The sequence below is a fragment of the Micromonospora sp. NPDC005163 genome (assembly GCF_053599835.1).
In genome coordinates this window covers 26860-48912 of sequence record NZ_JBSFYP010000003.1, presented here as the reverse complement: position 1 = coordinate 48912, position 22053 = coordinate 26860, and the positions used below count along the sequence as shown (strand labels likewise).

Sequence of the window (22053 nt, the reverse complement as noted above, 5' to 3'; positions counted from 1 at the left end):
GGGATCCAGTCAGATGCCTACGCAGCAGACCGCGTACCCGCTGGCCGCTCCGACCGTCACCGGTAACACGCTGACGGTCGACACCGCGCTCAAGCAGCCGACGCGAATCACGCGCCGGATCATGGACCTCACTCTGGCCCGGTTCATCGTCGACCGCATCTTCGCCACCGGCGGCAGCGCCGACGGCGGGTCCGTCGTCTACGACCAGGCCACGGTCAACGAGCTGTACACCGATCGGGACGTCGAGCGGGTCGGCCCGGGCGACGAGTTCCCGATCGTCGGGTCGCAGCGGCCGGTGCCGAAGGTCGCCCTGGCCGAGAAGTGGGGTGGCAAGTTCTTCGTCACCGACGAGGCCCGCGACCGCAACGACGTCACCCTGTTCAACAACCACACCACCCAGCTGGGCAACACGATCGTCCGGAAGGTCAACACCCGGGCGGTCGAGACCCTGGAAGCGGCGATCACCGCGCTGGGCGGAGCGGGCACGTTCGCCGGCCACAACTGGGCGACGGTCGTGACCGCCGGCGCCGGCCAGACCAACAACTCGGGCTGGCCGGCGGCTGACTTCGCCCAGGCGCAGTACCTCGCGGACGTCGACGAGCTCGGGGTGCAGTACGACCTGTGGGTCGTGAACCCGAAGCAGAAGATGGATCTCGTCACCGCGTACGGCAGCGGCCTCAACGAGGTCCTGGCCGCGGCCGGCATCGACGAGATGTTCGCCTCCAACCGGGTGGCCAACGGCACGGCGTACGCGGTCGCCCGCGGGCAGGTCGGCGAGCTGCGCGTCGAGAAGGCCCTCTCGACCGAGGTGTGGCGGGAGCAGGGCACCCAGCGGACCTGGGTGCAGGCGGACGTGCGGCCGGTCATGTACGTGACCAACCCGTACTCGATCAAGAAGGTGACGGGGCTCAATGGCTGAGCGGACGATCATCCACGGCAGCTTCTGGTACGTCGACGACGAGGGCCGGCAGCTCACCGCGCTGCGGGGCGACACCGTCGACGTCACCCGGGACGAGGACCTGCGTCGGGGCGAGCGGCACGGCGCGTTCGCCACCGAGCGGGACCTGGCCGACGGTTCGGAGCTGCGTCAGTTCATGGCGCGGCGGGAGGCAGCGGCGCCGTCGGCGTCGGTGTTCCTCGACCCGGCGGACGTCGAGGGTCGCACCTCGGCGGCCGGGTCGGCGGACCCGCGCATCCAGTCCGGCATGGTCGACCCGACCACGGTGCCTGGCCCCTCGGCCACGCCGCCAGCGGACCCGGCGGCGGCGGACTCCGGCGCGGACGTCGGCGGCAAGCGGCCGTCGGTGAACGCGCCGAAGGCCGACTGGGTGGCGTACCACGTCGACCAGCGGCCGGACGACGTCGACGAGGACACCGCCCGGGCGCAGGCCGAGGGGATGAACCTCCCCACCCTGAAGCAGCGCGCCGGCGTGAACTACCAGGCCGACACCGCACCGCCGCAGGGCTGACCGATGGCGGAGCTGTTCGACACGGAGGACCTGCGCAAGCTGCTGCGGGAGACGGTCACCGAGTTCGACAGCGACGCCGCTGAGGTCGCGCGCCGTCAGGCCGGTGGGTGGCTCTCGGACGCCACCGGCCTGACGGAGTGGCCCGACCCGGTACCGGACCGGCTGTGGTCCTGGGCGATTGAGCTCGGCGCGATCGCCTACCGCAACCCGGACGGGGCGGGTGAAGAGCAGTCCGACGACCACCGGGTGAAGTTCGACCGGGCGCGCCGGGCGGAAATCCTGGCCTCGGCGCGGGCGGCGTACCCGTCGGCCGGGCCACCGGCGCCGGCCGGCTCGGGTCCGCTGTGGTCGTTCCCGGCACCGGACTGGTCGTGGGGGCAGGAGACGTACACAGGGCGGGAGGGCTGAGGACATGTCTCTGGCATCAGTGCTCGCCCGCGGCCGTAACGCGGCGGAGCGGCGGATGGTCGACGAGTGCGTCATCCGCCGCGCCGGCGTCACGGACCCGGTCTACGCCGGTCGGTGCGAGGTCGTGCAGTCCAGCGATGAGGGCGGCGAGGCGCAGGACGAAGCCGACGCGTACGCCCTGAACCTGCGTCTCGGGCTGAAGCTGCCGATCGCGGCGACCGGCCTGCAGCTGGGCGATGAGGCGGAGTTGACCGTGTCGTCGCGGGATCCGGACCTGGTCGGCCGGTTCCTGCGGATCCAGGGCCTGGCGCACGAGAGCAACGCGACGTGCCGGCGGCTGTTCTGCACGGAGCGGACCGGGCCGGTGTACCTGCGCGGCGGCGACGAGCGGGCGTGGACGACCTGATGGCCACCAACGTGTTCGCGGCGAAGCAACTGCTGTTCGACCGCCTGGCGGTCCTCGCCGGCCAGGGCGGGCCGCTGGCCGGCCTGCAGGTGGCCTACTCGATCCCGAGGGCAGCGGACCTGCAAGCCCAGTGTGTGTACGGCGGTGGGGTGCGGTTCACCCACGACGACGCCACCGCCGAGCGGCTCGTGCTGCTCGACGAGGTGGCGCTGGTGTCGGTGTACATCTGCATCGTCGGCGACGCGAGCGTGACCGTCGCCGACACCGACGCCCGCGCGGCCGAGGTGTTCGCGCAGCTGGCCGCGCAGCTGACCACCTGGCCGGACCTCGGGCAGGGCCTGTCGTTCGCCGGCGTCACGCAGGGGCAGGGCGACTACGACCTGGCGCCCGGCGAGACGAAGTCAGTCCTCGGCGTGCAGGTGCGCATCGAGTCGACCGTGACCTACGGCGGCGGGTGATGGCCGACGACAACGTGCGGGTCACCGTCGACGAGCGCGCGGTCGACGCGGTGGTCCGCAGCGTCGACATGCGGGACCTGCTGCTGGAGGCGGCCGAGCCGATCGAGGCGCGGGTGGTCGCGGGCGCGCCGAAGGCCAGCGGTGAGGGCGCAAGGTCGATCCGGTCCGAGCCGGTGCTCGACGGCCCCGACTGGACGGTCCGGATCTCGTGGGACCGCGCCCACTTCTACCTCTATTTCCATGATCGCGGCACCCGGCGCCTGCCGGCCAGGCCGTTCCTCGAACCTGCGCTGGACACGGCGCTGTGAGCAAGCAAGGAGAGCTGGCGTGACATACCCCGGACTGGAGCACGACCCGAGCGCCGCACCGGCGACCGAGGACTTCATGGCGGTGGAGCGGCTGCGTAAGGAGCGCGAGGCGGAGTACGGCGAGTACGTCGCCTCGCAGGTCATCCCGTGGGGCACGGTGAACGCGTTCACCCCCGGAATGCGGGTGCCGACCTCGACGGTGCAGCGGCTGCACTGGGACGAGCTGGGCCTGGTCGCCCGGCGGTCCACGAAGGCCGGCCGGGAGGTGCTGGAGCGCACCTCCACCGCCACCGCGGACGAGCTGGAGAAGTGGGCGGCGGACGACAAGGCCGCCGCCGAGCGGGCCCGCGAGCAGGCGGCCGCGAACGAAGCGAAGCCGGCCGGCGGCTCGACCGCCTCGGCGCGTACGACCGGAGGTAAGTGACATGCCGCTGTCTCAGGCCACACCGCTGATCCTGAAGGAGCCCGGGTTCCTGTTCCACGCGCCGCTGGCGACGGCTGAGCCGCTGCACGCCGCGGCGGGGTCGACGTACGACGCCGACACGTGGCCGGTGGCGTGGGTGCCGCTGGGCCCGACGCAGGAAGGCAGCGCGTTCAGCCACTCCATGAACGTCGAGGCGATCCGGGTCGCCGAGCTGTTCGACGCGGTCGCCTACTCGGTGACCGAGGTGACGACCACGCTGGCGTTCGCGATGACGAACTACACGCTGCACAACCTGCGGCGGGCGATGAACGGCCCGTCCTCGCTGGTGAGCACCGTGTCGGGTACCGCCGCGACCCTCAGCTCGAAGTTGGAGGCGCCGGACCCGCAGGAGATTGTCCGGTCGATGATCGGCTGGGAGTCGCTGGACCACACGCTGCGCCTCGTCGGCCGGCAGTGCCTCAACGGCGGCGAGCTGCAGTCGACCTTCGGTCGGGCCAGCGCGGCCGGCATCGCCACGGTGTGGAGCTTCGAGCGCCCGGCCGCGGGTAAGGCGTTCGCGTTCTACGGTGCGGGCACCGCCCGCCTGGGGGCCTGATGGGTCGCAGCATCGGCACCCTGGGGCGGGTGCGTGAGCCGCTCGATCTGGAGTTCGACTACTTCGGGGAGACGATCCGGATCCACCCGCAGGCCACCGACGCGGTCGAGATGGAGTTCCTGCGGGCGGGCGAAGAGGTGGACCTGTCGGTGTTCGACGGCGTTGACCTGTCGAAGGTCGACGCCGTTGACCCGGAGAAGCTGGCCGGCGCGGTCAAGGCCATGAACCAGATCCTGCGGGCGGGCGTGCAGGCGGCGCTGGACGCGTTGCGCCAGCTGATCCACCCGGAGGACTTCGACCGGTACTGGCGGATCGGGATGCAGCACGGGCAGCAGATCCGTGACCGGATGACTGACATCCGGGCCATCACCACTGCGGTGGTGGAGGCGACCACGGATTTTCCTACTGGGCGGCTCGCCGCCTCGCCGACTGGGCCCGGAGCAACGCCGCCCGGATCCACGGCCGGCTCGCCCTCGCCGGCGCCGGCCTCGGATCTGGAGGTGGCCCTGGCGCTGGAGCGGGGCCGCCCGGACATCCAGGAGTTCTACGTGATGCAGGCGGAGGACAAGGCGCGGGCGGCGCAGGAGGAACGGGAGAATGCGGCCCGGGACAAGCGGCAGCTGGCCACGGCCGGCCTGGCCTGAGCCTCGCCGACGTCCTCGCCGTGGCGTACACGCTGCGGCTGGAAGATTTGGCCCGTGACGTGCACGCCCACACGATCGCTGCGGCGATGGCCGCGGCGTTCGGTGTGCAGCAGGTCGCCGGCGATCGTGCGGACTGGGATGCGGTCAAGGCGGGGTTCGACGTCGCCCTGGCCGCCCCGCCCGCTGGCCAAGGCGGCAGGGACAACAGCCCGGGCGGGATCAAGCGGCGGGCGCTCGGCGTGACGCGATAGAGGGGTGGGCGGATGGCGGCCAGGGGTAAGAAGCTGTCGGACGCCTACCTCGAGCTGCGGGCGGACGACTCGAAGCTGTCCGGCGACGTCAAGGTCAAGGCGACGAAGGCGGCGAAGGGCTTCGCGTCGCAGCTCAACAACGCCCTCAAGGTGTTGGACATTGATCCGGTCGACGTCAAGGCCGACCCCACGTCGGCCCTGGCCGCGATCGAGACGACGCGAGAGCGGCTGCGGGTCATGTCCCGCGAGGCGGACAGCGTCGAGATGCGGGTCCGGACCGAGCGGGCGCTGACCCAGCTGGAGCGGTTCCGTAAGCAGCTCGGCCAGGTCGACGACGAGCCGGTCAAGATCGAGGCGGATCCGTCGCCGGCGCAGCGGCAGGTTGACCAGCTGCAGAAGCGGCTGGCGTCGCTGGGCATCGACCCGCCGGTCACCGTCGACGCCGACCCGAAGGCCGCCCTGGCGGCGATCAAACTGGTCGACGAGCAGCTGGAGAAGCTGACCAAGGACGCCGGCAACGTCAAGGTGCGCATGGACGCCACGTCCGCGCGTAACGACCTGGCCCGGCTGCGGGACCAGATCGGGGACGTGGGCGACGACGCCGCCGACGGCTTCGGCGCCCGGTTCATCGCCCGGGTCGGGCCGCTGCTCGCGTCGGCTCCGCTGTCTCCGCCGATGCTCGTCGCGGTCGGCGCGGCCGGGTTGGTGGCCGCGCCGCTGCTGTCCGGGATCCTCGCGTCGGCGATGGTCGGCGGCGCTGGCGCGGGCGGCATCGTCGGTGGGGCGATCCTCGCCGCGCGGGACCGCCGGGTGCAGATCGCGGGGATGGAGCTCGGCCAGTTCATCCTCGGTGATCTGGAGGACCGGGCGGCGGACTTCGTGCCGGTGATGCTGGGCGGGATCGCTGACATTCGCGCCGGGTGGGGCAGCCTCGGCGGGGACCTGGATCGGATTTTCGCCGCGTCGCGGTTCGTTGAGCCCCTCGCGGCTGGGGCGGCCGCCGGTGGTCGGGCGCTGATCGGTGGGATCGCCGACGCTGTCGACGAGGCCGACCCGGTCGTCGCCGCGTTCGGTGCCAGCCTTGACCGGATCGGCGACGCGACCGGCGACACGTTCTCCCTGCTCGCGGGTGACGCCGACGAGGCCGCGTCTGCGGTGAACGACCTGACCGAGGGGGTGGCGAACTTCATCCGAGTCTCGGGCGGCATCGTGCACGCCGGGGCGACGGTGAAGGGCTGGGCGGATGAGGTCGACCACGCGATCGACCGGGGCCGGTACTGGCTTGAGGACTGGATGTCCTCCGGTGGTGTGCTCAAGCAGTTCGGCATCCAACTCGACCTGACCGCTGACGGCTTTCGGGCTGGCAGCAAGGAAGCCGACGCGTACCGCAAGGCGGGCCTCGGCACCGCCGACGCGTCCGACTTCGCCACGCTGAAGCTCGCCGGGATGACCGACGCGCAGATCGCGGCCGCCGACGCCTCCGGGAAGTTCCGCTCCCAGACCGAGGCGGTGGCCCGCGCCATGGGCTTGTCCGCTGACGCGATGGCCGCGACCGAGGAAGACGTCGCCGGTTTGCAGCTGCAGCTCGACGCTGCCGGCGCCCGCTACAAGGCGCTCGGTCAGATCGGCGCCGACTCGCTGAACGATCTGATGGTGAGCAGCGGCGCCGTGTCCGGGGCGATGGTGCGCCAGACGACCGTCGCGGATGCGTTGCGGCAGGCGCATGAGCGGATGTTCGGTGCGGTGATCAGCCAGACCGAGGCCAACGAATCCTATGAGGCGTCCTGGGACACCCTGTCGGAGACGGTGAAGGGCAACTCCGACCAGGTCGGCAAGAACAAGAACAACCTTGACCTGCACACGAAGGCGGGCCGGTCGAACCGGGACGCGCTGCAGGAGCTGCTGACCAAGTCCGGGGAGATGTACTACGCCGACATTGAGGCCGGCATGGCCGTCGACGAGGCGCGCAAGAAGCACGAGAAGCGCACCGGGGCGATCCGTACCGAGGCCGGTCAGCTGAAGCTCAACAAGACCGAGACCGAGAAGCTGATCGGCACGTACGGGAACATCCCGCCGAAGAAGACCACCGCCCTGCTGGTCGACGGGATCGACCGGGTCGGCCGGGTGCTGACCGACCTGTACATCTTCCAACGGTCGCTGGCCACGGGCCGGACGTTGTCGCAGGTCCGCTCGGATGTGTTCGGCGGGTACGCCGGTGACCCGCGCGTTTTCAAGCGCGAGGGCGGCGAGATCACCGGGCAGGGGATCAAGGGTGTCGACTCTGAGCCCATCATCGCCGCGCCGGGTGAGTTCATGCAGCCCGTCCCCGCGGTCGACTACTACGGTGTCGCGGCGATGCAGGCGATCCGGCACCGGCAGATCCCCAAGGAAGCGTTGCAGGGCTACGCCACCGGCGGGCTGATCGACCGGCTGCACGGCCGCGACTGGGGCAAGCGGATGCCGATGGAGACGGACGTCGACCGCACGCGCATCCCGTCGCGGGCGGAGGTGGCCAGCAAGGTGACGCCGGCGTTCGGGGCCTGGCCGTCGTCGCCGTCGTCGCAGCGCGGTGACTCCGGGGTGTGGCGCGGAATCATGGCCATGGTCCGCGGGTCGGGTATCCCGTACACGTTCGGGAACGCCTACCGGCCGGGCGATCCGCTGTGGCACGGCTCCGGCCGGGCGGTCGACTTCATGGGCTACAACCAGGACCGCCTGGCGCAGTTCTTCATGGCCCGGCAGTCGAAGGTGTTGGAGCTGATCCACCGCACCGGGAACCGGGACTACGCCGTCACCCGCGGTCGGAAGACCACGATGCCGACGCAGTTGCCGCTGCACCGCAACCACCTGCACGTGGCGATGGACAACGGCGGCTACCTGATGCCGGGCTGGAATCCGCCGATCTACAACGGCACGGGCAGGCCGGAGCCGGTCACCCCCGCGCCGATCATGGACAAGGTCGTCGACCGGCTGGAGAAGCTGATCACTGCCGTCGACCGGGTGGCCCCGGGCGTCGGCCGGGAGCTGAACGGTCAGGTCACTGGGCTACGGCAACTGGGGAGGACATGGCCAGCGTCAGTCTGACCCGCATGTGGGTCAACCGGGTCGACTCCGGTGAGGCAGTGTCCGCGTACTCGATCGACCGGTCGCGGACGCACGGCATCGCCGGTGAGGTGCGCGCGTACGCCGGCGGCCGGCAGCGGTCCATCGCGGTGGAGGGTGAGCGGGGCGAGTGGTCGTTCACCCTCCGCCGGCTGACCCTGGCCGACATCGACACGCTGCGCGCTTGGGAGGGCGTGCTGGTGCAGGTCCGCGACCACCGCGGGCAGCGGGAGTTCGGCGTGATCTACGACGTGCCGCAGGTTGAGTACGTGCACGACGCGGCCCGCTACGACGTGGGGCTGACGCTGCGGATGGTCACGGCCGCCGAGGGGGTGTGATGCAACCCTTGACGGCGGTTCCCCGCGACGAGCTCACCGTCGATGAGGTGGTGGGGCTGGTGCAGAACGCGCCCGGCTTGATCATCGGCTACGGCGCCGAGCTGCTCGACCAGGACCTGGGGGTGCTGGAGGACATCAGCGCGGACCTGTCGGGTGGGCAGGTGTCGCGGGCGTCGTCCGCGACGCTGCACGGCACCGCCCGGTTGACGATCTCCCGGGATCTGGACTGGCCGCGGGCGATCGTCCGTCCCTTCATGACCATCAGCGACGGGCAGCTGCTCGCCCGGTTCAACCTCGGCGCCTACTACACCAACACGCAGCGGCGGCAGGTGGGTCGGTCAGTGCCCAGCCACGACGTGGACTGTTACGACATCCTGCACGGGCTGAACGACCCGGTGGGTGAGGCGTACGCGGTCGACGCGGGGATCGGATACCTCACCGCGGTCGAGGACATCCTGGTGCAGCGCGGCTACACCCAGCACGTCATCGACCGCACCGCCGCCGGCCTCACACTGCCGGCGGCGCGGGTGTGGCCGTTCGACGCCAAAACGACCTGGCTGACCGTCGTCAACGACCTGCTCTCCGCCGTCGGGTACGCGGGCATCTGGTCGGACTGGGATGGCCGGCTGCGCTGCCACCCCTACGAGTCGCCGATCCAGCGCGTCCCGGAGTGGGTGTACGACACGGGTCCGCTCACGTCGATGCTGGCCGACCGGGCCATCGAGCGGGACTACTTCAACGCCCCGAACCGGTGGGTGGTGTACCGGCAGAACAACATCGACGGGCCGCCACCGGTGGAAGGCGACGGCATGTACACCTACATCAACGAGCGGCTCGGCGACACCAGCGTCGAGGGCCGCGGCGGTCGGATCATCACCCGCACCGAGGCCGTCGACGCGGCGGACCAGGCGTCGCTGGTCGCCCTCGCCGAGCAGCTGGTTGACGCGGACCTGCGGCTGACGACGACGATCCCGGTCACGACCGCCCCGAATCCGCTGCACTGGCACTTCGACCGGATCGCTCTCGACGACCCGGAGATCGGGCCGGTCACCGCCGTGCTCGGCACGCAGTGGACGTTGCCGCTGACCGGCGGCGACATGTCGCAGGAGTGGACGGTGCTGGAGCCATGATCCTAAATCGGTGGCTGGAAATCATCGACCAGCGGATCCGGGCGCACGCGTCGCCGGTGACGAAGATGGGCACCGTCCAGTCCCGTGACCCGTCCGGGCCGCGGGCGATGGTCACGCTCGACGGGTCGACCCTGGCCGTGCCGGTGAAGGTGTCCGCCAACGTGCGGGTGCACGCGGATGACCGGGTCAGCCTGACGCTGTTCGGTTCCGAGTGGGTGGTCGTCGCCTCGTTCGGCGCCGCGGCGGCCGGTCCGAACGTGGAGACATTGGAGATTGCCAGCCCCGCTGACACCACCTTCACGACCGTCAACACCGACCTGGTCGGCGCGTCATTCCCGGTGGCGAAGGAGCTGGACGCCACCCGCATGCGGGTGACTATCCACGGGAGCGCGTACCGCAGCACCGCGACGTTCTGCCGGTTCTTCTACGGCGTCCGGATCAACGGCGTGAGCTACGACGTGGACAAGTTCACGTTCACCAACGCCAACGACCGCAACCCTTTCAGCAGCTTCGCGACACTGCCCGCGATCCCCGCCGAGCGGTACACGGTGCAGGTGTACGGGCGCACGGACGTCGCCGCGCAGACGGTCCGGACCGTGGCCGACGACTCGTGGAAGATCAAGTGGGAGGAGATCGTCTAGATGGGGACCGTCGCCACCACTAATAGCCTGACGCCGCTGATCTGGCCGTCGACCACCTTGATCGACCGCAGCCCACGCACCGGGCACCTGTTCGCGATGGTGAAGGCCACCGCGGCCGACACGTACGAGCTGCGGCGCTCCACCGACGGCGGCGCGAACTGGTCGACGCTCACCTCCGTGGTCCGGGCGAATGTGCAGGAGATCGGCTCGCTGCTCATCCCGTCGGACGGGATGATCTACTGGTGCTTCCGCACGGCGGAGAGCAGCCAGGACCGCGTCTACTTCCAGCGGTTCTACCTCGGGCCGCCGCTGCAGATCGGCCCGCAGATCCTGCTCGCGTCGGCCGGTAACGAAGGAGCGGCCGGGTCCGTCTACACCGGGCTGGACATCCAGTCGGCGGCGTCCGGCACCAACCGGTACGTGGTGGTGGCGATGGGCACGACCGTCGGCGCCACGCACGGGGTGGTGCTGGTCGGCGCGACGATCAACGCCCGCGGGCAGCACACGGCGTCGAATGTCATGCTGACCGGCACCCGCTGGTGGTTCGCCACCGGGTCGGGGCGGATCACCCCGTCGATGGAGATCGAGCACGTCGGGGACAGCAAAAGCGGCTACCCGGCGCACCTGTGGGTGACGTGGGGCCGCACCGACGTCTACATCGCGAAGCTCGCCTACAGCAACGGGGCGTGGGCGGGCCCGGTTTCCCCGGTGCGGGTCAACCCAGCGACCCTGGCGGCGCAGGACCACATCGCTGGCCGGTGGGACGGGCATCGGTTCATGGTCGCGACGCCCGACCCGACCGCCACCGACCGGGTGCAGATCCTCGAACGCAACCGGGCCAACTCCGTGACGTCGGTGCGGCAGACCCCGGCGCACCCGGCCGGGAACATCCGCAACTGCACCCTGTCCTATGACCGGTCGGGTGACACCCGGGTCTACGCCGTCGGCACCAGCTCGACGGTGCTGTACTTCGTCGACCGTGTGCGGGCGACCGGGGTGTGGACCAGCTGGGCGCAGGTGTCCGCGACGGCGATCCTCGGGACGACCGGCAACAACTACTCGGTGCGCCGGTCAACGTACGGCAACGCCCGCTACGACGTGCTGACCGCGCACGCCGGTTCACCCAACACGATCGTTTCGACCCCCCAGGTGGTGTCGTACCCGCCGGACACCCCCGCGTGGGACACGGTGGCGATCGGGATCGACAACGGTGCCGCCGCGAACGTCAGCGCCCCCGTGAACCTGCAGTGGACGTTCACCGACCCCGACCCGGTCGACATCCAGTCGGCGTGGGCGCTGTCCCGGCAGATCGGCGCCGGCACCATCCAGTACCTGCGCGCGTCGGACAACACCTGGCAGCCGGCGGAGGTGAAGAACACCGGCATGAGCATCACCCGGTCCCTCGCGGCCGGGTGGGGGGTGACCTCCGACGCCCCGCACTCTTACAAGATCAAGGTGTGGGATTCCACCGCCAACGGATCCGCCTACTCGGATGCGCTGGTGCTGGTGCCGTCCGGCAAAGTCAACCCGGTCATCACCTCGCCGGTTGAGGGCGGCACTGTCACCACCGACACGGTGACCACCGCGTGGACGGTCGCCGAGCAGACGCAGTACCGGGTCAAACTCATCATCTTCGGTGGGGTGCTCTACGACTCCGGCTGGCGGGGCGGGACCGACACCTCGTACCGAATCCCGTGGGTGGTCGCGAACGGGTTCAACTACAGCGTCCAGGTGCAGACCCGCAACGCGGAGGGCCTGGCCTCCGACGTGATCCAGGTCAACTTCGGGGTGGCGTTCGTGGAGCCGCCCCGCGCGTCGCTGGCCGCGACCGCGCTGCCGGAGTCCGGCGTGATCCGGGTGGCCATCTCCAACCCGGCGCCCGCCGGCGTTGATCCGGTGTTCGTGCAGCAAGACCTGTGGCGCCGGCCGGTGCTTACTCCGATCCTCAACGGCAACCCCGGCTTCGAGGCCGGCAGCACAGCCGGCTGGGGGCCGGCGGTGGGCGGCGTCGGCGCCGCGTCGACGGAGCAGGCGCAGAGCGGCAGCTGGTCGTACAAGGTCATTCCCGACGGGGTGTCGGCCATGGCCTACGCGGAGTCGATCAAGCTGCCCTGCGTGGAGGGCGTCACCTACGACGCGTACGGCTGGGCGCGGGCGGTCACCGCGAACAAGCCGACCGCGGTGTTCATCCGCTGGTACAACGCCGGCGGCGGGCTGGTGGGGTCGAGCATCACCACGGTGCTGCCGCCGGCGGCTGGGGTGTGGCGGGCCCGCTCGCAGCTGGCCGCTGCGCCGGCCGGTGCGACGCAGATGACCCTGTGCGCAGGTGTCGGCTCGACGCCGGCCGTCACCGACATCGTGTACGTCGACGAGCTGCGGATCCGGGTCGCGGACCCCAACGACGGGGTGCGTATCGCCGCTGGCCTCCCGTCGGGCGCGGTCGTCGACGACTGGCGTGCGGTGTCCGGCATCCCCTACGAGTACCGGGCTGTGGTCCGCGCCGCCAGCGGTGCCAGTGCCTTCGGCCCGTGGACCGCGTGAGAGAGGACAACGAGATGGCGACCACCGGGGACCTGACTCCTAAGACGAAGCCGGCCTTGGGCTCCGCGACCGTGCCCGCCGATGCGACGAGCGCGGAGGACATGAACGCCCGCACGCAGATGATCGACGGGCTGGGCGACGGTTTCGACGGGTTCCGCACCGCCCGCATGCCTGACGGGCGGTGGCTGTCGTTCACCGGTGACGCCATCGCGCAGGACGGGCAGGTGTGGCCGGTGTACGACAACGCCGCGGTCATTTGGGAGGCGGGTACGCAGCGGCGTGTGGAGTCGCCGTGGCCGGGCGGGCACTTCTTCCCGCGATGGCCGGACGGCGGCGAGTTCTGGCCGAACCAGTTCGTCGTCGCCGACGGCCGGGCGTATGTCATCGGCTCCCGGGTGCTGCCCGTGTCAGGCGAGATGGCCTGGACGGCGATGGGAGCCTACGGCGCCGTCGTCGACCTGCCCGCCGGCGCGGATCCGCTGTTCGCCCACTACTGGCCGACGCCGTCGTCGCTGCTCGGTGACGAGGCGGTGCAGTGGTCCGCCGCTATCGCCACGGACGGCACCTGGATGTACGTGCACGGCGTGCTCGACAGGCCGGACCAGTTCCACGCCCGCGACGGCGGCTACGTGGCCCGGGCACCGCTGGCCCGGCTCGGGGTGCCGCACCGGTGGGAGGTGTGGACCGGTAGCAGCTGGTCGGCGCACGTCGACCAGGCCGTGGCCACCATCCCGACCGGGGGCGCGCCGACGCACGGTACGGCCTCCGGCTACACCCTGCACCAGCGGCCCGACGGCACCTGGGCTGTGACCACGAAAGCGGGCGGGGAGCTGGCGGACACGTTGGGCCGGTACACGGCGGCCACCCCGTGGGGGCCGTGGACGTGGGAGAACCTGCTGACGGTTGGCGGCCTGGACTCGTACCTGACGGGTGCCGCCCCGGGTATCCCGACGGTGTCGGGGAAGCTGCTGGTGCAGTGGTCGCGGCGCGGGTCGACACCGTACTGGGCGGAGGTGCCGCAGTGACGCGCGCACCCGCCAACCTGCTGGCCGTCCGCTCCCTGCTGCTGACCCACCTCGACAACGCGCCCGGTCCGGATGATCTGGACGCGGCTGAGGCCGGCATCGTTCCCGATCCGCTCCACCGCGGCGGCTACCACTGCGGCTCGGACCGGACCGTCACCAACGACTACTCGGTGGTGGAGTCACCCCGGGACAAGGCCGGCCTCACCGACTACGCCAGCGCCCTGGACGTGGGTGGTTTCTCGGTGACCGCTGGCGGCCGAACGCACACGCTGTCCAGCTTCTCGCTCTGGTGCGTCGGGCAGTGCGTCGCGAACGCGGCCGACACCCGGGACATCCGCGAGATCATCTACAGCCCCGACGGAAACACCGTGAAGCGGTGGGACCGCCTCGGCAAGCGCAGCAGCGGCGACAGCTCGCACCGCTGGCACACCCACTTCAGCTTCCACCGCGACGCCATCAAGGCAGGCCGCGACCTGACCCCGCTGTTCCGCCGCTACCTGACCACCATCGGACTCTTGGAGGATGATGTGTCCGCCGAAGACCTGCTGTTCCCGAAGCTCATCGAGAACCCGATCACCAAGACGAAGGTCAGCGTGGCCACGTTCCTGGTGTCGATCAACTCCGAGGCGTACCGCGGCCGGCTGCTGGACGAGGCAATCCTCGCTGCGGTCAAGGGCGTCGACACCAAGGCGATCCTCGCCCGCATCGAGCAGGTGGCCACCGCCGAGGTGGCACGGGACCAGGTCGCCGCCGCCGAGCGCGCCGAGCTGGCCGAGCTGGTCCGCCAGGGCAACTCCGGGGAGCTGGACGCCGCCGAGGTAGTCCGGCTGATCGGCGAGAAGCTCGCCGACGACTCCACTGCGGCCTGACGCACCACCACCACCAGCACGGGAGGCCGCCGGTGGCCGGCGACGACATCACCAACGCCGAGCTCGGCCGGCAGATCGCCGCGATGCGGCACGACATCCAGGAAGATCTGGCGGAGATCCGGCGGCGCCAAGACGCGTACGTGCTCCGCGAGGTTTACGCAGCCGACCAGCGACTGACGGAGGCGCGGATGCTGACGATGGAGAGGTCGATCGCGGAGCTCGGGGCGACGATCAAGGCCGCCGACGAGCGCCGAACCGCCGACCGGCGGCTCGTTGTCGGTGCTGTAATCAGCGCGGTGCTGGCCCTTGTCGTGCAGCTGGTGCTGAGCCTGCGAGGGCCGGTGTGATCGCCGAGCACCGTCGGCCCCGCCGGCGGATCGTGTCGCGTGCCGGCCTGGGCGTCGCGGCGGTCGCCGTGCTGGTGGCCGTGGTCGTCGGGTGGATCGCTCACGATGTGCGGGTGACCCGCGCCCAGGTGGCCGCGCTGGCGGTGGCGTTGGATCAGCAGCGGCGGCAGGCGCAGGACTCCGGTCAGGAGCCGGTCGCGCCGGCGGCGGAGGACATCATCCGCGATCCGCAGGTCGTGACCGGCCCGGAGGGGCCGCAGGGGCCGCGAGGCCAGGATGCCACCGACGAGCAGGTGCGGGCGGCGGTCGAGCGCTACTTCGCCCGCAACCCGCCGAAGGCACGCGATCCAAACCCGACGGAGATCGCCGTGGCCGTCATCAACTACCTGACCGAGAACCCGCCGCCGGCTGGGAAGGACGGCCAGGACGGTACAGACGGGCGGGACGCGAGCCCGGAGCAGGTCGCTGCTGCCGTGCGCGAGTACCTGACGGCGAACCCGCCGCCGGCTGGGCCGAAGGGTGACAAGGGAGACCCGGGCGAGCAGGGCCCGGGGGCGACGCCTCAGCAGGTCGCCGACCAGGTGGAGGCGTACCTGAAGGCGCATCCGCTGCCGTGGTGCCCGGACGGAACCCACGCCGAGACCGTCACGGTCGTGACCACCGACGGGGCGCAGCGGATCGCGGCCTGCGTCGCCGACTAGTCCGGCGTCCGGTCGTACCGGATGCCGGCCTGCTCGAACCTCGCCCGCACGTCGGCCGCGTGCTGCGCGGCTACCTCCATGTCGGCGCCGGCCGCCTGGAGCAGCTCCACCGTCGGCCCGCTGATGCCCTGCGGGTCGGCCATCGCCACCCCGGCCTGGATTCCCAGCAGCCGCGGGTCAGTGGACACCTCGCGCACCGCGGCGACCGCCTGATCGCGCGGGGTGTCTCGGTCGCTGCCGTTGCCGTACCGGCCGGCTACCCCGGACAGCCCGGCGAGCACGAGCCGGTCATAAGCCGGCAGCGAAGGCACATGCACCATCCGACGACCGTACCCAAGGAGGTACTCACCGTGGCGATCCGCGCCAAGTTCCGCTGCAACTCCGTCACCTTCAACGGCGACCCGACCGACGCGAACACCTCGCGCAGCTACAAGCTGTCGCCGGTTTACGACACCAGCACCCCGGAGAACGCCCGGTTCACGAAGGCCACCCCGTGGGGTGAGCTGAAGATGAACGTCGACAACCCGGACGCCCAGTTCGAGGTCGGCCAGTTCTACTACGTCGACTTCACCCCGGCGGAGGGCTGACATGCAGAACTTCCAGCCGACGCAGGCCCGCTACCCGTGGCGGGCGGTGCTGCGCACCATCGTCGCGTACATCCCCCCGGTGGCCATCATGCTGCCCGAGGCGGCGAAGGCCGCCGGCGTCGAGCGGGTGGCGTGGGTAGCGGCGATCCTCGCCGTCGCCGGCGCGATCACCCGCGTGCTGGCGGTGCCATCGGTGAACGCCTTCTTCCAGCAGGTGTTCCCGCCGCTGGCTGCGGCGCCGAAGACGGAACGGTCCGCCGATCGCCCGATCGGGTGACGAACGCGCGTTGGAAGCGATGAGCGCGGGGGCTCGCGGTGTGAAAATCGGCCTGATAATATCCCCCGCATGGCCACACCCGAGGACGTCGCTGCCGTTGTCGAAGCCGTTGGACCGCTCTGCGAGCCGCTGCACCGGTGCGTGGAGAAGGCAGCCGACATCGCGCTGAACCACTTCACGGAGTACGACATGACCGACTCGTGCTACCGGCGCGAGCGGACCGACCTTACCCGGGCGCACAGTCGTCGGCTCCTTCGCGCGGCGGACCTCGGCGGCTGGCAGGTGGCCCAGACGAAGAACAACGGACAGCTTCTCCTGCGGCGCAACCTGATGTGCGCCAAGGTGTTGCATGTGGCGCCCGACAACCTTGTACCCGCACCGGGCAGCAACCGCGCGCGGGTCGCCTACTACCGCAACCCGCCAGCCGACCTCTTTGGTGTGGAGACCAGCCGGTTGCTGGTGATGTGGTCGGTTGACCCTAAGACAGGCGAGGCGGGGTTCCGCATGGTGCGGCCGACCGGCTCCTGGTCCTACGGGGAGCAACACCTGGCCGATGTCGACTTCGACCTGCCTCGCGCCAGCACAGACCTCTCCAGTCTCGAATTCGTGCCGGACGACAACGCAATCACTCTGCCGATTGACTTCGGCGATGAAGGGACCAACGATGACCTCGCCCATGGCTGGTGAGCGAATCCGATCCCTGCGGCGTCTACTCGGGATTTCCCAGGTCGAGCTGGCGCGAGCCGCTGGCATCCGGCAACCCATCATCTCTGACGTCGAACTGAGCGTTCGCCCCGCCACCGATGAACTGTTGGATGCAATCGCTCAGGCCACTGGCACGCCTCGGTCATTCTTCGACGTTCTACCGCCGGACTTACCGCTAGGGACACTACGGTTCCGAAAGTTGGCGACGGCGCGGCAGAGTGACACCAAGCGAGTCAAGGCGCTATTTGATGAGGCGTATCGAGTCGTTGGTGACCTGCTCTCAACGGCCCGCTACCCCCTCCCTGAATTGCCAGTGGCGACAGGGGAGGTGACCGATCGAGATATTGAGCGGTTAGCCCTTGAGGCACGAGAGGCGCTCCAGATCGGTGGCGATAGCCCGGTCCGTCATTTGACACGGTCGGTCGAGCGTGCCGGTGTAGCAGTCACTCCGCTGACCCTTCCCGGCGATCATGCGGCTGAAGATGAAGCCATCGGTCACTTCGGAGTGTCGCACTGGCCAGGGCCTGGCGATGGGGCTCTGGTGGGAGTCTTCACCGGGGGGTCCGGAGATCGCCAGCGATTCACCGTTGCCCACGAGCTGGCTCATCTGATTCTGCATTCCCGCCGTCGAACTGTGTTTGATCCCGAGGGCGAGGCAAATAAGCTTGCAGGCGCGATCCTGCTTCCCGACGAGCGGGCCAGGTCGATCTTCGCGGACGGTGTGAATCTGAGCGACTTGGTCGAGGTCAAGAGGGTGTGGGGCATATCGATCCAAGCATTGATCATGAGAGGTGGCCACCTCGGAATGATCGATGATCGGCGGAAAACATCGCTGTTCAAGCAACTGTCTGCCCGCGGTTGGCGCAAGAACGAACCTGTAAATGTGCACTTGGAGGAGCCAATGCTCGTGTGGCGCCTGCTGGCCAAGCGTTTTGGAAACCCAGTGCCATATCAAAAGGTCGCAGCAGAACTCGGTCTCAGTGCCGTTGTGCTGCGGTCGCTGGCGCCGCCCCCATCGGATGGAAGCCCTACACCTCGCGGACGTACCGATCCACCATCCAACGTCTCGCGAATTCCGACGCGGCCGCGGCTCAGGTCCGTTTAGCAAGGCGAGAGCAGACATCCACCGCGCGGCCCGGCCTCGGACGGGTTCATCGGGCCAAGACGACAACCAGCGTGGCAAGGGCCCCGAGCAGCAAGGTGACTCCGCCGAACATGACGTACGGCCACCGTTCACCGGAGCGCTGCGGCTGCGGCCGAAGAGGCTGAGTCGGCAGGTTCCATGTTGGATGCGAAGCCACCCCGTTCTGCCCGGGCCAACGCGGCGGGGGGTGGTGCGAATTCGAGTTGACCATCGTGCAGTGCCTCCGATGAGGGTGTCGCGGTGGGCTGTTCGGCTGTGAGCCGGGCGGAACCGCGGGGGTCGTGCGGTCCCGCCCGGCCGAAAGGTCGCGCACCTCGGCCTTCCACCGGTAGGCGTCGCCCGTTTCCGTGCCGTTACATCACTCCTGCCGTCATCGTCCCTAAACGTTCCCTAAGGGATGTCCGAGCTCCCACTCCGTGCCGGCGGCAGCGCCGCGGCCGATCGAGTCCAAGGTGAAGGCCGCGACGGTCGGCGCGCCGGCGGCAGCGCGGCCGTCATCACCCCGGCCGTGCTGTGGGCGATCGACGAGCTGTGGTTCCGCGCCGCCGCGCCGGACGTGCCGCTGCCGCTCGTCGGCCTCGTCGGCCTGGCCCGTCACCGGCATCTGCGCGTTCGCCGCCGGCTTCTGGGCGAGGCACACCACCCGGCCGGACCTCGGCCGGTCCTGATCCCTCACCGCAAGACGAGAGCGCCCCCGCTTGGCCATCCGACCGGGCGGGGGGCGTGTCGTCGTCTCCGGGACCTCAGCTGCGGGTCCGCTCCGAGTAGGATCGTCGGCGCGGTGCTCCCGGTGACGTCCCGGGTAGCGCCGACCAAGCAGGAACGCCCCCGCTCGGCTACGGCCGGCGGGGGCGCTTCGTTGCTGCGAGTCAGCCGCCGAGAGTGAGCGCAAAGGCCCCGAACAGCTGCTGCTCCGGGTACTGAACCTTCCCGCGGTGCGACACCTCCACACCGTAGAAGTTCTTCCCGGTGGGCACGTCCTTCACGGTGAAGTTGAACTTGCAGCCATCGGCGGTGGTCGCGCCCGGGGCGGTCTCCATCACGCCGTTGCCCAGCTTGCCGAGTCCGACGGTAGCGCCGGCCGAGTCAGTGATGACGACCTGCGCGCCGGGTGCGATGTCGTCGTACCCGCCGGAGCCGCGGCATCCGGTGGTGCTGTCCCACGCGACGCCGTCCGGGTCGCCGAGCATCAGCGTTCCGGTGACGACGCGGGCGGCGGGTGCGGCGCTGACGGCTGCGGCTGGGGCCGGTTCGGGGTCGCTAGAGCAGCCGGCCAGCGCGATGGCGGCCAGGGCCAGTGCAGCGGCGAGGTGGGTGCGGGTCATGCCGCGCACCGTACCGGCCGGCGGCAAGGGCGCTGGTGCGTCGTCGGGTTGCCGACGCTGTGGCGTGTCGACGTAACACCGCAACTCGTCGTCGCTGGGATCAGCGGGGACGTTTGCGCGGGTCAGGGACGCTACAGTGACCGGCTACCCGACCCCCCGCGCCAATCGATGGAGCGCCCAATGACCGCCAGCCCCGACATGCCCGCCGACCCAACCCGTCCAGAGGGCGGCCCGTTCACCGACGGCAGGGTCTACACCGGCGCGTGGCAGATCCCCATGGATGAAGCCGTCGCCTCCGCCACCGCAGCCGGCTTCCGGGTGACACCGCGCAGCCACCGCACCCGTGTGTTCGTAGAACGCGGACGGTGGACCGCCGCCGCTATCACGCCGACGCCCGCCGGGGTGGTGGTGAAGCGGTCAATGACGCTCGCGCAGACGGCGATCGTCGGCGCTGTGATTGTGCTGTTCATCGTGTGCGTAGGCGCCCCCGGCCTGCTCAACTGACCGCGGCCCGCCGCCTCTTCGGAGGTGGCGGGCCGATTCTCTGCGTCTGCGGTCAGCGCTGGTTGAACGACGACTCCGTCACCAGCCAGCCGCCGCCGCTCTCTCGCTGCACCTTGCACCGGTAGTCGCCGCGCACCAGCGCCCCGAACCCGTTCTGCGCGTCAACCTCACCGCTCACCTCGTAGTAGGTGCCGAAGTTGCCGTCCTCGCCGGTGACCGTCACGCCGTCGGCGTACTTGGCGGTCGACGGGGACTTCAGCTGGCCCGAGATCGCCGTCTGGCAGCGGTCGACGGCCTCGTCCTCGTCGGTGGGCATCAGCGCGTACGCGACCCCGCCGGCGGCGAGCAGGACAACGAGCGCCGCAGCGGCCATCCACGGCCAGCGCCGGGCTTCCCGTCGGGGTGGCGTGGCGGCGGGAGCCTCGGTGGTGATGAACCCACTCGGCGCGCCGCCGGCCTGCTGCGGGATGCCCGGCTGCTCGGCGCGCGGGTCGGTGGGGTGCGTCATGTCCGGCAACGTACTCCCGGCTGTCAATGCCGTCAGTAGCCCAGTGCCGGGAGTAGCCATTCGACGGTGGCGACGATGGCCGCTACGCCGAGGGCCAGTCCCCCGGCCGCGGCCGCGGCGAACAGTCTCAGTGTCATCTCGGTGTCCTTCCGGTTGATGAGGTCGGCCAGATGCCCTGCTGCCGGCGGCGGCACTCCGGCTCGGGGCAGACGCACCGCCAGCCCAGCTCGGCCGACGGGATCCGGTCGCCGCCGCACAAGTGGACGCTCGTGGCGAGGACCGTGTCGGCGCAGCCGAGGCACCGCGAGTCCCGCACGGCAGGGGCTACCGGATCCACCCGACGATCCGCTCGTACAGGTCGCTCGCGTCCTCGCTGGGCCGCTCCTGCAAGGCGACGTAGAGCAGGCTTCCGACGTGCATCGACAGGCCGATCCGGTCCCGGCGGTACGTCTCGGCCAGTCGCACCTGAGCCGGCGCGCACGGCCAGGACGTACCGGCGTCGCAGGTCCGGCACTCCCACTCCGGGCGGCGCGGCACGTGCTCGTCGGCGAGCCGGGCCTCGATGGTGGCGATTTCCCGCAGCGCGACCCGTGCCCGCCTGGCCGTGGCGTCGCGGATCGTCGTGGGGACCTCACCCATCACCGGGTCAGCCCGTCGTAGAGGTGGGCGGCCTGGCGCTGCGCGGCCAGGGCGAGCAGGCGGCTTTTCGCGGCCTGTTGTTCGCGGCTCTGGATCGCGGGTCCGCGTGGGGGCGCGGGCTGTCTGCGGGTGCGTCGTGCGAGGGGCCAGACCATCGGTGATCACTCTCCCGGCTCAGGCGGTCACCTTATGCAGCCTATCTAACCTGTGCAGCCTGTACAGCCCTAGCAGGTAGGTCATTGCCGCCCGAGTGTCCACATGGTGCAATTCCGGAGCCCGTGAGCTCAGGAGAAAAACGCGCAATGGCACCCGCCCGCCGGATGACGTACGAGCAGATCGCGGACGATTTAGCCGCCCGAATCACGTCCGGCGAATACGCGCCCCACACCAAACTTCCGTCGAATCGCGAGCTGGCCGACCTGTACTCGGTGTCGATGGGGACCGTCGCCCAGGTGCAGCGGATGTTGCGGGACCGGGGATTGACGTACGGAGTGCCCGGTGCGGGAGTGTTCGTAGAAGATCGCCAGGAACGTAACTCCTAGCGGGATCGGCGACATCGGGCGACGGCGTAACTCCTCAGCGTGGCGGCCGTTCGGCAATCGGCCGGTCGCAATCCGTGAGGTGTAAGGGGCCGGACAGCAGTCGGCCCTCACGCTCGGTCGCGCTCATAACACGTGGAACTTCCACGGTCCACCGGCCAGCGCAGG

31 protein-coding genes are annotated in these 22053 nt (G+C 70.2%); 25 read left to right on the top strand and 6 right to left on the bottom strand.

Features of this window, described 5'->3' with window-relative positions:
• Positions 1 to 13 precede the first annotated feature (13 nt).
• The 19 genes from ACWD6N_RS03510 to ACWD6N_RS03420 are packed head-to-tail and all read left to right on the top strand — an operon-like array spanning position 14 to position 15657.
• Positions 14 to 919: a major capsid protein gene (locus ACWD6N_RS03510; protein WP_450004417.1), complete on the top strand. Its 906-nt coding sequence runs from the start codon at positions 14 to 16 to the stop codon at positions 917 to 919.
• Positions 912 to 1469: a hypothetical protein gene (locus ACWD6N_RS03505; RefSeq protein ID WP_450004416.1), complete on the top strand. Its 558-nt coding sequence runs from the start codon at positions 912 to 914 to the stop codon at positions 1467 to 1469. The genes ACWD6N_RS03510 and ACWD6N_RS03505 overlap by 8 nt, the downstream gene beginning before the upstream one ends.
• A gap of 3 nt (positions 1470 to 1472) precedes the next feature.
• Entirely contained in the window at positions 1473 to 1877 is a 405-nt protein-coding gene (locus ACWD6N_RS03500; RefSeq protein WP_450004415.1) for a hypothetical protein, read from the top strand.
• Positions 1878 to 1881: 4 nt separating this feature from the next.
• Positions 1882 to 2283 (top strand): DUF6093 family protein, encoded by a 402-nt coding sequence (locus ACWD6N_RS03495; RefSeq protein WP_450004414.1) that lies wholly within the window; start codon positions 1882 to 1884, stop codon positions 2281 to 2283.
• Complete coding sequence (locus ACWD6N_RS03490) at positions 2271 to 2741, top strand: hypothetical protein (protein WP_450004413.1); 471 nt, start codon at positions 2271 to 2273, stop codon at positions 2739 to 2741. Before ACWD6N_RS03495 ends, ACWD6N_RS03490 begins: the two co-directional genes overlap by 13 nt.
• Positions 2741 to 3049 carry an HK97-gp10 family putative phage morphogenesis protein gene (locus ACWD6N_RS03485; RefSeq protein WP_450004412.1) on the top strand — a complete coding sequence of 103 codons (309 nt, stop codon included), beginning with the start codon at positions 2741 to 2743 and terminating at the stop codon, positions 3047 to 3049. Before ACWD6N_RS03490 ends, ACWD6N_RS03485 begins: the two co-directional genes overlap by 1 nt.
• Before the next feature lie 19 nt (positions 3050 to 3068).
• Positions 3069 to 3473 carry a hypothetical protein gene (locus tag ACWD6N_RS03480; protein WP_450004411.1) on the top strand — a complete coding sequence of 135 codons (405 nt, stop codon included), beginning with the start codon at positions 3069 to 3071 and terminating at the stop codon, positions 3471 to 3473.
• A 1-nt stretch (position 3474) separates the two neighbouring features.
• Positions 3475 to 4068 (top strand): hypothetical protein, encoded by a 594-nt coding sequence (locus ACWD6N_RS03475; protein WP_450004410.1) that lies wholly within the window; start codon positions 3475 to 3477, stop codon positions 4066 to 4068.
• 29 nt (positions 4069 to 4097) lie between these two features.
• Positions 4098 to 4712, top strand: a complete 615-nt coding sequence (locus tag ACWD6N_RS03470) for a hypothetical protein (protein WP_450004409.1) — start codon at positions 4098 to 4100, stop codon at positions 4710 to 4712.
• A 20-nt stretch (positions 4713 to 4732) separates the two neighbouring features.
• On the top strand, positions 4733 to 4963 hold the full coding sequence (locus ACWD6N_RS03465; protein WP_450004408.1) for a hypothetical protein: 231 nt from the start codon (positions 4733 to 4735) through the stop codon (positions 4961 to 4963).
• Positions 4964 to 4975: 12 nt separating this feature from the next.
• Positions 4976 to 8047: a hypothetical protein gene (locus ACWD6N_RS03460; protein WP_450004407.1), complete on the top strand. Its 3072-nt coding sequence runs from the start codon at positions 4976 to 4978 to the stop codon at positions 8045 to 8047.
• Complete coding sequence (locus tag ACWD6N_RS03455) at positions 8029 to 8403, top strand: hypothetical protein (protein WP_450004406.1); 375 nt, start codon at positions 8029 to 8031, stop codon at positions 8401 to 8403. The genes ACWD6N_RS03460 and ACWD6N_RS03455 overlap by 19 nt, the downstream gene beginning before the upstream one ends.
• A complete protein-coding gene (locus ACWD6N_RS03450; RefSeq protein ID WP_450004405.1) occupies positions 8403 to 9533 on the top strand; it encodes a hypothetical protein in 1131 nt (376 codons plus the stop codon). Before ACWD6N_RS03455 ends, ACWD6N_RS03450 begins: the two co-directional genes overlap by 1 nt.
• On the top strand, positions 9530 to 10174 hold the full coding sequence (locus ACWD6N_RS03445; RefSeq protein WP_450004404.1) for a hypothetical protein: 645 nt from the start codon (positions 9530 to 9532) through the stop codon (positions 10172 to 10174). Before ACWD6N_RS03450 ends, ACWD6N_RS03445 begins: the two co-directional genes overlap by 4 nt.
• Positions 10175 to 12715, top strand: a complete 2541-nt coding sequence (locus ACWD6N_RS03440) for a hypothetical protein (protein WP_450004403.1) — start codon at positions 10175 to 10177, stop codon at positions 12713 to 12715.
• Positions 12703 to 13740 carry a hypothetical protein gene (locus ACWD6N_RS03435; protein ID WP_450004402.1) on the top strand — a complete coding sequence of 346 codons (1038 nt, stop codon included), beginning with the start codon at positions 12703 to 12705 and terminating at the stop codon, positions 13738 to 13740. The genes ACWD6N_RS03440 and ACWD6N_RS03435 overlap by 13 nt, the downstream gene beginning before the upstream one ends.
• Complete coding sequence (locus ACWD6N_RS03430) at positions 13737 to 14609, top strand: hypothetical protein (RefSeq protein ID WP_450004401.1); 873 nt, start codon at positions 13737 to 13739, stop codon at positions 14607 to 14609. Before ACWD6N_RS03435 ends, ACWD6N_RS03430 begins: the two co-directional genes overlap by 4 nt.
• Before the next feature lie 32 nt (positions 14610 to 14641).
• On the top strand, positions 14642 to 14956 hold the full coding sequence (locus ACWD6N_RS03425) for a hypothetical protein (RefSeq protein ID WP_450004400.1): 315 nt from the start codon (positions 14642 to 14644) through the stop codon (positions 14954 to 14956).
• Positions 14953 to 15657 carry a hypothetical protein gene (locus ACWD6N_RS03420; protein ID WP_450004399.1) on the top strand — a complete coding sequence of 235 codons (705 nt, stop codon included), beginning with the start codon at positions 14953 to 14955 and terminating at the stop codon, positions 15655 to 15657. The genes ACWD6N_RS03425 and ACWD6N_RS03420 overlap by 4 nt, the downstream gene beginning before the upstream one ends.
• On the opposite strand, the gene ACWD6N_RS03415 is transcribed toward ACWD6N_RS03420, so the two are convergent.
• Positions 15654 to 15977: a hypothetical protein gene (locus ACWD6N_RS03415; RefSeq protein ID WP_450004398.1), complete on the bottom strand. Its 324-nt coding sequence runs from the start codon at positions 15975 to 15977 to the stop codon at positions 15654 to 15656. The two genes, ACWD6N_RS03420 and ACWD6N_RS03415, sit on opposite strands and share 4 nt — an antisense overlap.
• Between ACWD6N_RS03415 and ACWD6N_RS03410 the strand changes: the two genes are divergently transcribed.
• The 4 genes from ACWD6N_RS03410 (at position 15969) to ACWD6N_RS03395 (ending at position 18331) form a co-directional block, all read left to right on the top strand.
• Positions 15969 to 16244: a hypothetical protein gene (locus tag ACWD6N_RS03410; protein WP_450004397.1), complete on the top strand. Its 276-nt coding sequence runs from the start codon at positions 15969 to 15971 to the stop codon at positions 16242 to 16244. The genes ACWD6N_RS03415 and ACWD6N_RS03410 overlap by 9 nt on opposite strands.
• A 1-nt stretch (position 16245) precedes the next feature.
• Positions 16246 to 16521, top strand: coding sequence for a hypothetical protein (locus ACWD6N_RS03405; protein ID WP_450004396.1), 276 nt, complete (start codon positions 16246 to 16248; stop codon positions 16519 to 16521).
• Between the two features lie 69 nt (positions 16522 to 16590).
• Positions 16591 to 17208 carry a hypothetical protein gene (locus ACWD6N_RS03400; RefSeq protein ID WP_450004395.1) on the top strand — a complete coding sequence of 206 codons (618 nt, stop codon included), beginning with the start codon at positions 16591 to 16593 and terminating at the stop codon, positions 17206 to 17208.
• Entirely contained in the window at positions 17186 to 18331 is a 1146-nt protein-coding gene (locus ACWD6N_RS03395; protein ID WP_450004394.1) for a helix-turn-helix domain-containing protein, read from the top strand. The genes ACWD6N_RS03400 and ACWD6N_RS03395 overlap by 23 nt, the downstream gene beginning before the upstream one ends.
• Before the next feature lie 418 nt (positions 18332 to 18749).
• Here the strand turns inward: ACWD6N_RS03395 and ACWD6N_RS03390 are convergent, their stop codons facing one another.
• Together ACWD6N_RS03390 and ACWD6N_RS03385 are read right to left on the bottom strand one after the other, a co-directional pair.
• Complete coding sequence (locus tag ACWD6N_RS03390) at positions 18750 to 19046, bottom strand: hypothetical protein (RefSeq protein ID WP_450004393.1); 297 nt, start codon at positions 19044 to 19046, stop codon at positions 18750 to 18752.
• 193 nt (positions 19047 to 19239) lie between these two features.
• Positions 19240 to 19695 carry a hypothetical protein gene (locus tag ACWD6N_RS03385; protein WP_450004392.1) on the bottom strand — a complete coding sequence of 152 codons (456 nt, stop codon included), beginning with the start codon at positions 19693 to 19695 and terminating at the stop codon, positions 19240 to 19242.
• Positions 19696 to 19875: 180 nt separating this feature from the next.
• Here ACWD6N_RS03385 and ACWD6N_RS03380 point away from each other — a divergent pair, with 180 nt between their 5' ends.
• Positions 19876 to 20199 (top strand): hypothetical protein, encoded by a 324-nt coding sequence (locus ACWD6N_RS03380; protein ID WP_450004391.1) that lies wholly within the window; start codon positions 19876 to 19878, stop codon positions 20197 to 20199.
• Between the two features lie 52 nt (positions 20200 to 20251).
• Here ACWD6N_RS03380 and ACWD6N_RS03375 read toward each other — a convergent pair whose 3' ends face one another.
• The 3 genes from ACWD6N_RS03375 to ACWD6N_RS03365 all read right to left on the bottom strand — a co-directional run bounded on the left by ACWD6N_RS03375 (position 20252) and on the right by ACWD6N_RS03365 (position 21501).
• The gene (locus ACWD6N_RS03375) at positions 20252 to 20707 is read right to left on the bottom strand and encodes a hypothetical protein (RefSeq protein WP_450004390.1); all 456 of its coding nucleotides are present in this window, start codon (positions 20705 to 20707) and stop codon (positions 20252 to 20254) included.
• Positions 20708 to 21031: 324 nt separating this feature from the next.
• Positions 21032 to 21346 carry a hypothetical protein gene (locus tag ACWD6N_RS03370; RefSeq protein WP_450004389.1) on the bottom strand — a complete coding sequence of 105 codons (315 nt, stop codon included), beginning with the start codon at positions 21344 to 21346 and terminating at the stop codon, positions 21032 to 21034.
• A complete protein-coding gene (locus ACWD6N_RS03365; RefSeq protein ID WP_450004388.1) occupies positions 21346 to 21501 on the bottom strand; it encodes a hypothetical protein in 156 nt (51 codons plus the stop codon). Before ACWD6N_RS03365 ends, ACWD6N_RS03370 begins: the two co-directional genes overlap by 1 nt.
• Before the next feature lie 165 nt (positions 21502 to 21666).
• Here ACWD6N_RS03365 and ACWD6N_RS03360 point away from each other — a divergent pair, with 165 nt between their 5' ends.
• Positions 21667 to 21888 (top strand): winged helix-turn-helix domain-containing protein, encoded by a 222-nt coding sequence (locus tag ACWD6N_RS03360; RefSeq protein ID WP_450004387.1) that lies wholly within the window; start codon positions 21667 to 21669, stop codon positions 21886 to 21888.
• Positions 21889 to 22053 lie beyond the last annotated feature (165 nt).